At 59.3% G+C, this 13,701-nt stretch carries 15 protein-coding genes and 2 pseudogenes; 12 read left to right on the forward strand and 5 right to left on the reverse strand.

Features of this window, described 5'->3' with window-relative positions:
* Positions 1-525: 525 nt before the first annotated feature.
* Genes NKI70_RS27230 through thcA form a run of 4 tightly spaced genes read left to right on the forward strand, consistent with a single transcriptional unit; the run spans position 526 to position 3,456 of the window.
* Positions 526-1,035 carry a toll/interleukin-1 receptor domain-containing protein gene (locus NKI70_RS27230; protein WP_352725430.1) on the forward strand — a complete coding sequence of 170 codons (510 nt, stop codon included), beginning with the start codon at positions 526-528 and terminating at the stop codon, positions 1,033-1,035.
* A gap of 14 nt (positions 1,036-1,049) precedes the next feature.
* Positions 1,050-1,649: a TIR domain-containing protein gene (locus NKI70_RS27235; protein WP_352725432.1), complete on the forward strand. Its 600-nt coding sequence runs from the start codon at positions 1,050-1,052 to the stop codon at positions 1,647-1,649.
* Positions 1,646-2,806: a Thoeris type III anti-phage system protein ThcB4 gene (thcB4, locus tag NKI70_RS27240; protein WP_352725434.1), complete on the forward strand. Its 1,161-nt coding sequence runs from the start codon at positions 1,646-1,648 to the stop codon at positions 2,804-2,806. Before NKI70_RS27235 ends, thcB4 begins: the two co-directional genes overlap by 4 nt.
* A complete protein-coding gene (gene thcA / locus NKI70_RS27245; protein WP_352725436.1) occupies positions 2,806-3,456 on the forward strand; it encodes a Thoeris type III anti-phage system protein ThcA in 651 nt (216 codons plus the stop codon). The genes thcB4 and thcA overlap by 1 nt, the downstream gene beginning before the upstream one ends.
* Positions 3,457-3,579: 123 nt before the next feature.
* Here thcA and NKI70_RS27250 read toward each other — a convergent pair whose 3' ends face one another.
* The gene (locus tag NKI70_RS27250; protein WP_352725438.1) at positions 3,580-3,810 is read right to left on the reverse strand and encodes a helix-turn-helix transcriptional regulator; all 231 of its coding nucleotides are present in this window, start codon (positions 3,808-3,810) and stop codon (positions 3,580-3,582) included.
* Between the two features lie 120 nt (positions 3,811-3,930).
* On the opposite strand from NKI70_RS27250, the gene NKI70_RS27255 reads away from it, so the two are divergent.
* The 7 genes and pseudogenes from NKI70_RS27255 to NKI70_RS27285 all read left to right on the forward strand — a co-directional run.
* Positions 3,931-4,635 (forward strand): hypothetical protein, encoded by a 705-nt coding sequence (locus tag NKI70_RS27255; protein WP_352725440.1) that lies wholly within the window; start codon positions 3,931-3,933, stop codon positions 4,633-4,635.
* Between the two features lie 230 nt (positions 4,636-4,865).
* Positions 4,866-5,015, forward strand: a complete 150-nt coding sequence (locus NKI70_RS27260) for a hypothetical protein (RefSeq protein ID WP_352725442.1) — start codon at positions 4,866-4,868, stop codon at positions 5,013-5,015.
* A 14-nt stretch (positions 5,016-5,029) separates the two neighbouring features.
* Positions 5,030-5,437 (forward strand): recombinase family protein, encoded by a 408-nt coding sequence (locus NKI70_RS27265; RefSeq protein WP_352725444.1) that lies wholly within the window; start codon positions 5,030-5,032, stop codon positions 5,435-5,437.
* Positions 5,424-5,681, forward strand: coding sequence for a hypothetical protein (locus tag NKI70_RS27270; protein ID WP_352725446.1), 258 nt, complete (start codon positions 5,424-5,426; stop codon positions 5,679-5,681). The genes NKI70_RS27265 and NKI70_RS27270 overlap by 14 nt, the downstream gene beginning before the upstream one ends.
* A gap of 7 nt (positions 5,682-5,688) precedes the next feature.
* Positions 5,689-5,955 (forward strand): annotated as a pseudogene (locus tag NKI70_RS27275) (recombinase family protein); the annotation flags it as partial.
* 116 nt (positions 5,956-6,071) lie between these two features.
* Positions 6,072-6,617: a hypothetical protein gene (locus NKI70_RS27280; RefSeq protein WP_352725516.1), complete on the forward strand. Its 546-nt coding sequence runs from the start codon at positions 6,072-6,074 to the stop codon at positions 6,615-6,617.
* A gap of 399 nt (positions 6,618-7,016) precedes the next feature.
* Positions 7,017-7,333: pseudogene (locus NKI70_RS27285) on the forward strand (ABC transporter permease subunit); the annotation flags it as partial.
* A 135-nt stretch (positions 7,334-7,468) separates the two neighbouring features.
* Here NKI70_RS27285 and NKI70_RS27290 read toward each other — a convergent pair.
* The 4 genes from NKI70_RS27290 to NKI70_RS27305 all read right to left on the reverse strand — a co-directional run bounded on the left by NKI70_RS27290 (position 7,469) and on the right by NKI70_RS27305 (position 12,221).
* Positions 7,469-8,686 (reverse strand): MFS transporter, encoded by a 1,218-nt coding sequence (locus NKI70_RS27290; RefSeq protein WP_352725448.1) that lies wholly within the window; start codon positions 8,684-8,686, stop codon positions 7,469-7,471.
* 57 nt (positions 8,687-8,743) lie between these two features.
* Positions 8,744-10,180 carry an RNA polymerase factor sigma-54 gene (gene rpoN / locus NKI70_RS27295; protein ID WP_352725450.1) on the reverse strand — a complete coding sequence of 479 codons (1,437 nt, stop codon included), beginning with the start codon at positions 10,178-10,180 and terminating at the stop codon, positions 8,744-8,746.
* Between the two features lie 70 nt (positions 10,181-10,250).
* A complete protein-coding gene (locus tag NKI70_RS27300; RefSeq protein ID WP_352725452.1) occupies positions 10,251-10,784 on the reverse strand; it encodes a peroxiredoxin in 534 nt (177 codons plus the stop codon).
* Positions 10,785-11,921: 1,137 nt separating this feature from the next.
* Positions 11,922-12,221: a hypothetical protein gene (locus NKI70_RS27305; protein WP_352725454.1), complete on the reverse strand. Its 300-nt coding sequence runs from the start codon at positions 12,219-12,221 to the stop codon at positions 11,922-11,924.
* Positions 12,222-12,421: 200 nt separating this feature from the next.
* On the opposite strand from NKI70_RS27305, the gene NKI70_RS27310 reads away from it, so the two are divergent.
* Complete coding sequence (locus tag NKI70_RS27310) at positions 12,422-13,624, forward strand: cytochrome P450 (RefSeq protein ID WP_352725456.1); 1,203 nt, start codon at positions 12,422-12,424, stop codon at positions 13,622-13,624.
* Positions 13,625-13,701: the final 77 nt, after the last annotated feature.

Raw genomic sequence — 13,701 nt, forward strand, 5'->3', positions numbered from 1 at the left:
CGTGTCACGCCTGCTCACCACGAGTGGCCGCAAGGACTTCGGACTTGGGAGCCGAACGGCTAAAATGGGTCGGCTGTAGAACGGCAGCTATCTGCGTGACTGCCGCCAACAAACGACAGCCCGGTTTCGGCCCCAGGGCTGCCAGGCAGCAATGGCCCAATCCCGGACCTTTAACAGTCGGCTAGCGTGTCTCGAAGCATACGTTCGCGGCTTGGAATTAGAGCCCTTCCGTAACAGGCTGTTGAACAGCTCTCAGCCAAGCCGATTTTTGATCAATCGTCCTATTCGATGCAAATTGCAATAGAGTCAATGGTGTCAGATCCCAAAAAGAAGCGCAGAGATATTTAGCCAAAAAATTTGCATGAATTCAAACCTAATTCTGCATTGAATAACACTGTGCTTCTAACTGTTTTGCTTGAATTACGTTTGGGGTCGCAGAGAACAATTTCGCTTTAAGATCGAGGCAGGGAACTCGCCTGAGGCTTCCGAATCAGGCAAGAATCCTTGCTCGAGCGAGGGGATTACATGGCCATTGATCAAAACGACATTCGTAGCTCGGCGAGCTACTCGACGGTAAGGAAATCAGCGAGCGAAGGGCGGGCGCAAAACAAACGTACGGCGTTTTTGTGTCACAGCCACCTTGACGCCGAACTCGCCAAGGGATTGCAGGGCTTCCTCCACAGAAATGGATGGGAGGTCTACATCGACTGGGAAGACGGGACGATGCCGGAGCGACCGGATCGCCGAACAGCGGAAAAGATCCAGGCGAAGATCCGCGACCTGGAGATGTTCTTCTTCCTCGCGACCCAGAATTCCATGGGAAGCCGTTGGTGTCCTTGGGAGATCGGGTATGCGGACGGGGTCAAAAGCCTGAATCGCATCCTTGTCATTCCCACACGCGACGGCCGTGGCGTCACGCACGGCAATGAATATCTGGAGCTCTACCGACATCTCGATGAGGCCTCTACTGGCGGGATTGGGAGCTTCGACGCGGCGGGGAAAGGGATCCACCTCTCCGGCAATCAGACGCTCTGACGAGGAAGCGGCCAGTGGCGCGTAGAACGTTCTTCTCTTTCCATTATTCATCCGACGTCTGGCGCGCGTGGAATGTCCGCAACTCATGGGTGGCGAAGCCTGACCATGTCGACGTCGGGTTTTTCGACAGGAGCGTATTCGAGGCTTCCAAACGCGAAAATGACGACACGCTGAAGGCCTTTCTCCGCAAGGGACTGGAGAACACATCGGTGACTTGCGTGCTCACTGGGACGAACACTTGGCGGAGGCGCTGGGTGCGCTACGAGATCGCGCGCAGCATCATCAAGGGCAACGGCCTGCTGACGGTCTACATCCATGGTGTTAGAGACAGGAACGGATACACTTCCGCCAAGGGATACGATCCACTCGCACAGATGGGTGTCTACCGGAGCTATGGCTCGATCTATCTCGCCGAGTGGAACGGCGCAAAGTGGGTGTCCTATTCTGACTACACGCGAGCCATCCCAGAGAGTGACTTGTGGTTCGTTGGTCCCAAAACTGACGCCGTCGTCCAGATATCCAGTCGCTGCATGGCGTATGACTATGCGCAGCAGCACGGACATAAGAACATAGGCGGATGGATTGAAACCGCCGCGGGGCTCGCAGGTCGATGAGTTTTTACGAACTAGCGATACTTGGATCGCCGACAGAAAAAGAGCGCGTCGCGCTTGCGGCAACGATCGGAGAGATGATCGCCGATTTTGGTTTGTCGGTCGGTACCGACGTTGTGCTTCATGACGGCCAGTCCGCTCGGGCGCGAGATCCTCGAAACGCCTTTGCGGCCGTTTATTTCGGAGGTGACAAGGAAGTCGATGTCGAAGTCGCAAACGAACTCAAAGACGCAAGCTTGCCAATCATCCCGACGGTTGATCACTTGGGCGATTTTGGCGCCGCGATCCCGCCCTCGCTGCAATTCGCGAACGGATTGCGACGCCGGTCCGACGATCCGGATTTGACAGAGCTTTCGGGAGCTGCCTTGGAATGCGTCGGCCTTCTGCGCGCGCAACGCCGGGTCTTCGTTAGCTACAGACGAACGGAGTCCAGGGCGGCGGCGTTGCAGGTTCATGACCTCCTCAACTCCCGGGGGTTCGACGTTTTCCTCGACACGCATGACATTCGTCCCGGCGAGCCCTTCCAAGATGTCCTGTGGCATCGGCTGGTCGACTCCGACGTTGTCGTAATGCTTGATACACCCAGCTACTTCGCGAGCCGATGGACGCGGCAGGAGATTGGCCGTGCCCGGGCGAAAGAGATCCAAGTCATTCGCGTAATCTGGCCGGAGCATACGCCGAGTCGTCTAATGGATATGGCTGAGACTGTATATCTCGATCCTGAAGAACTCCTTGGTCCTGACGGCCCGATCGTCGATACAACGGCAGATTCGATCGTGCTCCGCGTCGAGCGGCTCCGGAGCATGAGTATCGCCGCGCGGTACATGTCGATCACAGGAAAGCTCAGGGCGGACGTCGAGAAAATCGGCGCCGCGGTCGAGGCCGTGGGCGCCCACCGGGCAATTGCCGTGCGGCTGCTGAACGAGCGCCTTATCTGGGCCTATCCGATCGTCGGTATCCCATCAGCGGAGACATTAAACGACGTCGCCACAAAAGCAAAGAAGGCCCAGCAGGGCGAGGTGCCCATACTTGTTTACGATCACATTGGAATTCGCGATAGTTGGATCGCCCATCTCGCGTGGCTCGACGAGCAAATAAAGGCAGTGAAGACTATTCGAGTGTCCGAGGCAGGATGGGCCTTGGCAGGTATGGACGACTAATGGCTGACGCGATTTTCTTATCGGCAGGGGTTCCCGATCCGCGGCGTGGCCCGGAATTCGCGGCGACAGCAGATACCGTTGCCATAACCGCCGCGGTGTCCGCGCTCGCATACGTAGCGCTGGGGCGCAGGCGCCTTATCTGGGGTGGCCATCCGGCGATTACTCCCATGATCGTCGTCATGTCCGAGGGCATGAGCATCGACTACGCGGAATGGGTGACGCTTTATCAGTCCGAGTTCTTCAAAGACGAATTCCCCGAAGACAACAAGCGTTTTCGGAATGTCGTTTTCACAGAGAGGCTCAATGGTGATCGTGAGGCGAGCTTGAGGCTCATGCGGCAACGCATGTTCCAGGAGCACGAGTTCAGGGCGGCGGTCTTCATCGGCGGCATGGGCGGAATCATCGCGGAATACGAAATGTTCAGGCAACTTCAGCCGGATGCGAAAGTCATCCCAGTGACCTCTACCGGAGGAGCGTCCCTCGACGTAGCCGCCAAGCTAGGCAAGGTGCCGTCCGACTTTCAGGACCAACGCGATTACGTCGCACTGTTCCACGAGCACCTCGACATTTCTGTGAGGGAGGAGCGCTTCAGGGTTCCCGGAGACCAACCAGCGGTCGTCGAGGAGCGGTTCTGGCGACCTACGAACTAGATGTGAATGGCCGCTTATCGCCAACCATGATCGAAAAGCTGCCACACCGCTAATGGCCAAAAACGGCCTTGGATCGCGCCACCCAAGATCAGCTAAAACCGGGAAATCGGCTCAATAACGTTGTTACCTGCGCGCTCTGTATCGGATCCCGTTCTCGGATAAAAACTCGATTCCGGCTCCTTCCAGAGCATGCCTTATACTCGTCAGGTTGTTGGCGATCGGGATACGCGCCCCGCGTTCAAAATCTGCAATCGTTTGTCGAGCAACGGTTGCTGCTTCAGCTAACTGTTCTTGGCTCCATCCAAGCATCGCGCGAGCGCCACGACACTGCTCCACCGTTAGCGCATGTTGCATTATATCAATCCGATTGACGTCAATCAATTTGTATAAGATGATGTTCCCTTATCGGCCGAGCTGAGCGCTAGCACGCCCAGCCCGACCTAACCACAACCTAAGCTTCAGGGAGCTCGGATCATGGCTGATTCCGACAATACCACGCCTTTGTCTTTCGTTACCCGTAGGAGGGTACTTGGTGCAACGGCGATTGCAATCTTAGGATGGGAAAGAAGCGCTCTTGCCGGTAAGGCGCCGGCACCAGCTGTACCTTCCGATCCCGCGCTAACGATTTGGCGAGAATGGCGCAATGCTCACGAAGAGAGCGAGCGCCTCTGCGATCAGAGTGCGCACTTGGAGCGCACGCTAGCGGAGACCATCGGCTACCCTTGTGTGACCGTCCGGTTGCCCGGTGGCGAGAATGTAACGGTTCATTCTATCCGGGCCCTCCGCGAGGTGCTCGATGCTGATGCCGACGCAGATGAAGTTCGCGCCAATGCAGAAGCCCGTTTGGCGGCTCATCAAGCCCGCTGGGATGCCGCCGAAAGGCGAATTGGCTATTCGACCGTGACATACGCAGAGAGGAAAGCAGCTGACCGAGCCGATGATTTGCTCGAAGCCTTGGCTGCGGCACCTGCTATCTCCCTTGGCGGCGTAGCGGCCAAATTGAATGCGGTGCTTCTTGAAAGCGAGGTGCGGGAGGGAGGCGCCGAGTTTCCCTGGCCGCAGATTCGCTCGGCATTCGATGACGTCGTCCGGCTGGGCCAAGAAGGTGGGTTCCTGTCGCCAGATTGGGACTGTTTTCGTCCGCGCCCAAACCGACGGAGCCCGGAAAGGGAAGGGTAGGGGGTTAGCCCCTAGCCGTCCAAGGCGCGGGCGTGGAAAAGGCGGCTGAAGCGTACACATCGGCCATTCGAGATCGGAGAGAGATCGGCGATCCTTGCCTGGTGCTGCAAAGCGCCTGAAACCGGGCACGGACGATGAAGACAACGAGGAACGCTTGTCGGTCGGTTGAGACGACCTTGTCCCCAAAGAATCGCGCCGTGGATGGTGCCTTCCTGGATAGAACGGCTCAGTTGTTCGAGCAGCGCACCGGCCGAAAGCTCAACAGGGAGGATGCGCGCCAGATCGTGGAAAACGTCACCGGGTTCTTCCGCCTCCTCGCCGAATGGCAAAATATGGAATCAGCGAGACGTTTCGCCTCGCTCCGCCGTCGCTGGTCATGAGACGAGGCTGAGAAATGGTCAAGAAGACCGTGCAGAACTCCGTTCGCGGCGGCTTGGTTAAAGCGCTGCTCTATGCTCGTGTTTCGTCAAAAGAGCAGGAGAAGGAGGGCTTTTCCATCCCTGCCCAATGCAAGCTTCTGAGGGAGTATGCGGCTCAGAAGCAGTTTGGCATTGCCCAGGAGTTCATCGACGTTGAAACCGCGAAAAGCAGCGGGCGCACCAACTTTAACGAGATGGTCAAATACCTGCGCAAGCACCCCGGAGTGCGGGTTGTGTTGGTTGAGAAGACCGACCGTCTCTATCGCAATCTGAAGGACTGGGTGACGCTCGACGAAGCTCGACGTCGAAATCCACCTCGCCAAGGAGGGCGTGATCCTCTCGCAAGACTCGCGCTCGTCGGAAAAGTTCATGCACGGCATTAAGGTGCTGATGGCGAAGAACTATATCGACAATCTCTCGGAGGAAGCCCGCAAAGGGCAAATGGAGAAGGCGGAGCAGGGGATCTGGCCTACCAAGGCACCGCTGGGCTATCTCAACGTCACAGGGAGCGACGGCAAGAAGGTCATTGAACCGGACGCTGAGCTGGCGCCGATGATCACGAGGCTGTTCGAGCGCTACTCAAGGCGGATATTCCCTCAAGGCAATCACGAAGGCAGCCCACGCTGAAGGCCTTGTGTATCCAAAGAGTGGGCATCCGGTTCCGGTGAGCACGGTGCACTCGATTCTGCGCAATCGTCTCTACACCGGATTGTTTCAATGGAACGGTAAGCTGCACCACGGCAAGCACGAGCCGCTGGTCTCGATCGAGCTGTGGGAGCGGGTCCAGGGCGTGCTGGCCGGCCGTCACGCGACGCCTATCCACTCCTACGGCTATGAATTTGCTTTCGGCGGGCTGATGACCTGTGCCAGGTGCGGCTGCGCGGTAGTGGCCGAGATCAAGAAGGGCAAATACATTTACTACCACTGCACCGGTCACAGCGACAAAGCCGCGGTGGCTATGCCGAGTGCCGCCGCAAGTACGTCCGCGAGGAGGTCCTCGACGAGACCTTTGGCGCCTTGGTGGACAAGCTCCATTTCGATGAGGAAGTGCTGGATTGGGTCCGCGATGCGCTCAAAGCCAGCCACGCCGATGAGCGGAAGGAGCAGGAACAGGCGATCCTGCGATCTCAAAAGGAATACAAGCGCCTCGAGGATCGGCTTCAGGCAATGTACCTGGACAAGCTAGACGGACGCATCGACAGTGCCTTCTACCATCGAATGTCGGCGCAATGGCGAGTCGAGCAGACGCGCCTACTCCGTGAGATCGAGCGGCATGGCGAGGCCGAGGAATCATACATGGATGATGGCGTGCGCTTGTTGGAGTTGGCGCGGAACGCCCGCCAACTGTTCGCCCGGCAGGCTCCAGGTGAGAAGAAACGGCTTCTGAATCTGCTGCTGTCGAACTGCACATGGGAAAACGGCGAGGTTCGCGCTGTCTTCCGGCAACCGTTCGATTTGCTTGCCGAAACGACTACGGCGCTGTCTTCGCAGCGAGCCCCGGGTGCCGTCTCGTCCGCAGAGCATCCAGTTTGGCTGGGAAACCTGGATTCGAACCAGGACTAACGGAGGCAGAGACTGATCTATCCGTTGTTTTTGCTAGGAAATGCAGCCTCGTGTTGCAGCCTTCGTTAGGAAAGCAGTCGAGCCTCGATCTCAGCGACTGCCGTCTGATCGGCGGCGTCATCTTCGAAAAGATGGCCATAAGTGTCGAACGTCACCGTGATCGAGCTGTGTCCCATATCGTGTGTACACGCTTCGGCGAGAGCTTCTGTTGGATGAAGAGGCTCGCCGCCGCATGACGCAGCGCCTGAAAATTGTACTTGGCAATTTTCATTGGAGCACCGTCAGCATCGCGCCTGACGGGGTGAAAACTAGATAGCCCAGCACCAACGAGGAGGGGCGTCCAGACGCGCGCAAGAATGTTGTGGTGGTCGAGCGGCATTCCTTCGTCGGACGGAAAGACATTCACTGCTGGTCTATGTCGCGTCCTAATGATGCCATCTGCCTGGTTGGTGCTGTTTAGCACCCGCGTCGGCCTAGGGCTTCGCGCGATCGACGACAATACGGCCGCCGTTGACACCACTGGCATTTCGCGACCTGTCTGCGCTATCGTGCGGCATCTTCACCGGCGTTCTGACGGGCAAGGCCGGCGCGTAGCTGTCGCTCGCCCAGAATGCCGGGTTGTCGTGAAGGATATGACCGCCAGCAAGGGTTCCATCGCGCTGGCAGCGCTCATCGTCGCCAAATGGAAATCGGTGCCGGCGAGGTTCCCGTGTCTGGCGGCGAAGGTCGCCATGACCCGGAGGTGAAGCCGGCGAGGCGCTTGCGCTGGTCCATGCGTAATCGCGCCGCGCCGTGCATGCGATTTTATCTCTCGTCCCGTTGCGCTGCTGAGGCCTCTTCTGTCAGGCGGTCTAGGTTTCGCGCTTCGGGCCGAGCAGGAACACTGTCAGGGCAGCGAGGAACGTGGCAACAGCACTGTAGGCAATGGCACTGGTAATCCCGGCATTGTCCACCAATAGTCCGCCGAAAATCGCGCCGCCTGCGATTGCCACTTGGAACGCTACGACCATCAGCACACCCGCGCTTTCGGCCTGCTCGGGAGCGGCGCGCCACACCATCCACGTCTGCAATCCCACCGGCACTGCGCCGAAGGCAAAGCCCCACGCGGCAACCGCAACCGCCGAGGCGGAGGCCGATGCTCCCGCCGTCAGCAGCGAAACAGCGGCTATCGCTATGAGCAGCGGTGCAAGGGCCGCGACTGCCTTGAGACTGTACTCGGCCAGCAGCCCGCCGGCCAAATTGCCGAAGAATCCGCCGATGCCAAAAGCAAGCAACACAAGCGAGATCGTCTCGACATCCAGCGCGGGAACCTTCTCGAGGAAGGCGCGGATATAGGTGAAGCCGGCGAAGTGGCCGGAAGCGACCAGCAGGACGACCAAAAGCGCGACCTTGATCATCGGAATCTTGGCCACATCCAGCAGGCTGCGGAAGCTAGCCACTCCAACCGGAGGCAGCCTCGGAATGGTTATGAGTTGCACCAGCAGTGTCGCGGCGCCGACGACTGCGGCGAGCATGAAGGCGCTTCGCCATCCCCAGATATCGCCGACATAAGCGCCGATTGGAGCTGCGCAAACGGTAGCGACGGAAACGCCGGTGAGGATGATCGATATGGCGCGCGGCAGGAGGTGGCTTGGAACGAGCCGCATCGCCACTGCTGCCGACATCGACCAGAAGCCTCCGAGCGCTATGCCGAGCACGACGCGTGCCGTCAGGAGTATCGCCAGCGACCACGCGCCGGCCGCCAGAACGTCCGACAGGATCAGCAGCAGCGTCATCGCCCACATGACGATCCTGCGGTCCAGGCGCTTTGTGATGATGGCCACAGTCGGCGCCGAGATCGCCCCGACGATAGCGGTCGCCGTCATCGCCTGTCCAGCCGCACCCTCGGTGACACCGAGATCATTCGCGAGGGGCGTGAGGAGGCTGACAGGCAGAAACTCTGCCGTTACCAGCCCGAAGGTGCCCAAGGAAAGCGAAATGACCGCACCCCATGCGGGACCAGACGGTTGGTCGGGCTTTTCTGGGTCGTGCAGAACAGCGTCCATGACGCCTGCCGCGGATCGGGTCATGAACGAAGTCTCCACTTTGGATGCACTGCAACATGAGGTTGGCTGCCTTGACCCACATTAAAGACACAAGCGCATTTCGCGGCGGCGTTGCACGGAGGAGGGGATGTTCATTGCTTCGCGATATTTTGTGACGGTGCGGCGCGCAACATCGATGCCGGTTTCCTTCAGCCGGACAGCGATGTCATCGTCGGAAAGCACGTCGCCGGGAGATTCTGCGGCAATTATCGCTTTGATCCGATGGCGGACAGCTTCGGCGGAGTGCGCATCGCCGCCTTGGCAGGACGCGATCGCGACGGTGAAAAAATACTTCAGTTCGAACACTCCGCGCGGGGTAAGCATGTACTTGTTCGAGGTCACCCGGCTTACCGTCGACTCGTGCACGCCGATCGCGTCAGCGACGGTTCTGAGATTGAGAGGCCGCAGGTGGGTGACGCCATGTTCCAAAAAGGCATCCTGCTGGCGCACGATTTCAGCCGCAACCTTAATAATCGTCTTGGCGCGCTGATCGAGGCTGCGGATTAGCCAGTTCGCGTTTTGCAAGCATTCGTTGAGAAATGCTTGGTCTTTCGAATTTTGGACAGTTTGACGCGACACTTCGGCATAGTAGGTTTGGTTGATCAGCAGCTTGGGCAGTGTGGCCGGATCAAGTTCGATCTGCCACCCGCCTTCCGGCGAGGGCGTGACCCAGACGTCGGGTATGATTGATTCAGACGCACCGGATTGGAATCGGTTTCCAGGCTTGGGATCGAGCGCCCGAATCTCATGCATCATGTCGAGAAGGTCGTCTTCATCGACGCCGCAATGCTGCTTCAGTGCCTGAAAATCGCGTCGCGCAAGCATTTCAAGATTGGCAACCAAAGCTGCCATTGCCGGGTCGAACCGGTCTCGCTGGCGTAACTGGATTTCGAGGCATTCTCCGAGAGTTCGCGCAAAAATTCCCGGTGGATCAAAGTGCTGCAAGGTTCCGAGAACCCGTTCCACATCAGCCTCCCGGACATTCAGGCTCTCGGCCAGCTCCAAAAGGTTTGCCCGAAGATAGCCAGTGTCTTCCAGATCGGCGGCAAGCTGGCCAGCGATCAGCCGCTCCTGTGGTGTGAACGCAGTGAGGGCGATCTGACGAGCGACATGGTCGTGCAATGTCTCGGCGAGGCTGGCAAACTCGTCGAGGGAAGGGCCATTACCCGGCGGGTTGTTGGTCGTGTTGCGAAGTGATTTCCATTGCCCGAGCCGTTCAGGCGAGCCGGCCCCGGTCGGTCCGTCAACGGCGTTTGCGCGTGGGCCGACACGCTGATCCGCTCCCGAAATCGAAACATCGCCAAAAGGCCCGCCATCGTTTGACGCAGATTCCAAGAGCGGATTCTTCTCGATTTCCCGCTCCACGAACTGATGCAGTTCAGTATGCGCCAGTTGCAGCAAGCGAATCGACTCAATGAGTTGAGGCGATGCGACCATGGATTGCTTCTGGCGCTGAAGCAGGCTTGCTGAGGATTGCATGGTGAGCGCGATAATCCTGTCGAGGGAGCCTCTTGGGGCGGGCAATGGCACCAGTGAGACGTTTTCTAGGTCATGCGGCTCCTTTCAGCGTTTCGAGAACGTTTTGCGGGGATGAGACGCCATAGGGGTCGGCCTCGCAGTTGTCGGAGAAACCTTCCTCCTCGAACCACTGCTCCACCACGCCATTGTTGATCAGGGCGGCGTAGCGCCAGGAGCGCATCCCGAAGCCGAGATTGTCCTTTGCGACCAGCATGCCCATCTTGCGTGTGAACTCGCCTGAGCCATCGGGGATGAGCTCGACCTTCTGCAGGCCCAAGGACTTCCCCCACGCATTCATGACGAAGGCATCGTTGACGGAGACGCAGTAAATCGCGTCAATTCCCTCCTTCTCAAACTCATCATAGAGCTCTTCGAAATTGGGCAGTTGGTAGGTCGAGCAGGTCGGAGTGAAGGCGCCAGGCAGCGAGAACAGGATGACGCGTTTGCCGGCAAAGTAGTCGTCAGATGTCTTTTCTTCCCAGCGATATGGATTTGGGCCCTGGACTGACTCATCGCGAACACGCGTGAGAAAGGTGACGAAGGGAACCTTCTTTTGAACGGTCATCAACTTGCTCCTCAGAAAAAAACTGGCGCGCCGGATTCTGGCAGAGGCTGGCGCAATACCGAGCAAAGGCTCGTATGCCGGGCATGAAATGAGGCACTCGCGGCTCGCACCCTCCTTTTTCCATCCCGATGTAGGGGAACGTCTTGGCTGCTGGTCTTCGTCACCCAAACGCCATCGATCTGAGCAAGTGGAGGCTGTCGAGCCGCTGGGGCAATCTTTCCACGGCTATGGCGCCGGAAGCGGCATCCATCGCTCGCGCTCGTGCCCGGGACAAAGTGATAGCGGGCCCGAAGTAGCCAATATCGAACGCGTGTGGAGGCCTCAAATGTGACTTCACGCAAGAGACCCGCGTTACTGAGCTGGTTCGGCGTATTGTCGAAGTTTGCCAGTGACCCGCCGACCTTGGCTTCGGTGGCTCTTTGATGGGGCTCTTGGGCACTCACATGCTGATCAGAACCGGTAAACGGCAATTGCGCGAGCGCTATGTGTTGGCGTGCCGGCATCGGACCAGCCATGCACAAAGCGGCTGCCGAGGAGGGACCTCCGGAGGAGATGATGTACCGATGTTCAGCGGGAACAGGCACCGTCTCCTCAGGCCACGGTCTAGAGCTTCGCGTGTCGGGCATGGCGCAAGTCGCTTTCATCGTGTTTTGATGGGCTCTGACCAGGAGCAGCAAGCGGCGTGCCATTTCAAATAGAGATGCTTTTGGAGCGATCCTTTTTCTTGGGAGGACCGTGTCTTCAAGACCGGGCGCGCGCTATACCGCCTCGTCACACAGGCAACAACGATGCTGTATGGTGCGGATATTCGGCGCTTCAGCCCCGGCTGGGCAAAGAAGAACCGGAAGCCGAGCCGATGCATGGCGGGCACTCCAGTCGTAGCGTGTGCCGCTAGCGTTCATGGGTGCGCAGGCACGGCTATCGCGAACACGCGCCTGTCGCAGCAACATGAGCGCGCGCTCTTGGGCAAGCGCCCCGGCGCCGTGAGGATCGAATTCCCCAATCGTGTCTGTTTGCCGCCCTCTTATGTTCGAAACTGGACCAGAATGTCGCAAGCCCGACCTAAAGGTCGCCCGAGGCGTTCTGTCCGACACTGTTCCGTCGCCTTTGTTGGCCCGCGACACCGGCTTATTTCGCCTAGCTCTTCTCTGGCCTCAGGCTAAGCCGCTGAGAAGCTGCCACAATTTTTTTCTGCTGCGGCCAAATTGGCACGAGATTTGAAGCACCTTCGTTGCGGGCCGGGAGCCGCCGACCGACTTTCATTTCGTGGATGACACGAATGGAACGAAGAAAGAAAAGCAAAATGTCAAATCCGCGTCGGATAGCGTCTATGGACAGGGGGTCCTCGGCGAAACCGCCCTTACCCAACAGCTCGCCGCCCTTGTCGACCCTTGCGCAGGAAATCTTGGCCGGCGGCGAGTCAAAGGCCCACCACACCGACTTTATCCTGACCTCGAAGGTGCAGGATAACGTTCTGCATCTCGGCGCGCGATGTTCCTAGACAGGTACGCGTTAGCCGATCTTGATAATCGGTCTGCCTTCGGACGACGTCGTCTACATGCCGTCTTAGGTCTTCGCTGCCGCAGCGCCCGCCGGTCACCTTCCGCCCTTCCATCGCTATAGAGTGAAGTGCCACCATGTCCGAACAACCTTTGCCGACGCTGCCGATGTGGCGCGTCGATCACATTGAGCCCTCGCCCGAGATGTTGGCGCTACACGCCAACGGTCCGATCCACCACGTGCGCTTTCCGTCCGGGCACGAAGGCTGGTGGGTCACAGGCTATGACGAGGCCAAGGCGGTGTTGTCCGACGCGGCGTTCCGGCCCGCGGGAATGCCGCCGGCGGCATTCACCCCGGATTCGGTGATTCTCGGTTCGCCAGGATGGCTGGTCTCGCACGAGGGGGGCGAGCATACACGGTTACGCACGATCGTGGCGCCGGGCTTCAGCAACGGCAGGGTGAAGCTGCTCGCGCAGCAGGTCGAGGCGATCGCCACGCAGTTGTTCGAGACGCTGGCGGCCCAGCCCCAGCCCGCCGATCTGCGGCGCCACCTCTCCTTTCCGCTTCCGGCCATGGTCATTGGCGCGCTGATGGGCGTGCTCTACGAGGATCACGCCTTTTTCGCCGGGCTGTCCGACGAGGTGATGACGCACCAGCATGAAAGCGGCCCGCGAAGCGCGTCGCGCTTGGCCTGGGAAGAACTCCGCGCCTACATTCGCGGCAAGATGCGGGACAAGCGCCAGGATCCGGGCGACAACGTGCTGACGGATCTGCTCGCGGCGGTCGACCAGGGCAAGGCGACCGAGGAAGAGGCGATCGGCCTGGCGGCCGGCATGCTGGTGGCGGGGCACGAGAGCACCGTCGCGCAGATCGAATTCGGCCTGCTGGCCATGTTCCGCCATCCGCAACAGCGCGAACGCCTGGTCGGCGATCCATCCCTGGTGGACAAGGCGGTGGAGGAAATCCTGCGCATGTACCCGCCGGGCGCCGGCTGGGACGGCATCATGCGCTATCCGAGGACCGACGTGACCATCGCGGGCGTGCATGTTCCCGCGGAGAGCAAGGTGCTGGTCGGCCTGCCGGCGACGTCGTTCGATCCGCGCCATTTCGACGACCCGGAAATCTTCGACATCGGACGTGACGAAAACCCGCACCTGGCGTTCTCCTACGGGCCGCACAACTGCATCGGCTTGGCGCTGGCCAGGCTGGAACTCAAGGCGGTGTTCGGTTCGATCTTCCAGCGCTTTCCCGCGCTGCGCCTGGCCGTGGCGCCCGAAGAACTGAAGTTGCGCAAGGAGATCATCACTGGCGGGTTCGAGGAGTTCCCGGTGCTCTGGTGATGCGCGGACGCCACCAGGAACGCGATGTTCTCCAAATTGCCGGCGCGCCTGCCGCGCGCCGATCAGATCAGCTAGCC

Origin of the sequence: Mesorhizobium sp. M0500, assembly GCF_040321165.1 — a bacterium.
Taxonomy (GTDB): Bacteria; Pseudomonadota; Alphaproteobacteria; order Rhizobiales; family Rhizobiaceae; genus Mesorhizobium.

Coding starts and splice junctions, on each gene's coding strand:
- NKI70_RS27230 (WP_352725430.1), top strand. CDS start 526: ATGGCCATTGATCAAAACGACATTCGTAGCTCGGCGAGCTACTCGACG.
- thcB4 (WP_352725434.1), top strand. CDS start 1,646: ATGAGTTTTTACGAACTAGCGATACTTGGATCGCCGACAGAAAAAGAG.
- thcA (WP_352725436.1), top strand. CDS start 2,806: ATGGCTGACGCGATTTTCTTATCGGCAGGGGTTCCCGATCCGCGGCGT.
- NKI70_RS27250 (WP_352725438.1), bottom strand. CDS start 3,810: ATGCAACATGCGCTAACGGTGGAGCAGTGTCGTGGCGCTCGCGCGATG.
- NKI70_RS27255 (WP_352725440.1), top strand. CDS start 3,931: ATGGCTGATTCCGACAATACCACGCCTTTGTCTTTCGTTACCCGTAGG.
- NKI70_RS27265 (WP_352725444.1), top strand. CDS start 5,030: ATGGTCAAGAAGACCGTGCAGAACTCCGTTCGCGGCGGCTTGGTTAAA.
- NKI70_RS27270 (WP_352725446.1), top strand. CDS start 5,424: ATGCACGGCATTAAGGTGCTGATGGCGAAGAACTATATCGACAATCTC.
- NKI70_RS27290 (WP_352725448.1), bottom strand. CDS start 8,686: ATGACCCGATCCGCGGCAGGCGTCATGGACGCTGTTCTGCACGACCCA.
- rpoN (WP_352725450.1), bottom strand. CDS start 10,180: ATGCAATCCTCAGCAAGCCTGCTTCAGCGCCAGAAGCAATCCATGGTC.
- NKI70_RS27300 (WP_352725452.1), bottom strand. CDS start 10,784: ATGACCGTTCAAAAGAAGGTTCCCTTCGTCACCTTTCTCACGCGTGTT.
- NKI70_RS27310 (WP_352725456.1), top strand. CDS start 12,422: ATGTCCGAACAACCTTTGCCGACGCTGCCGATGTGGCGCGTCGATCAC.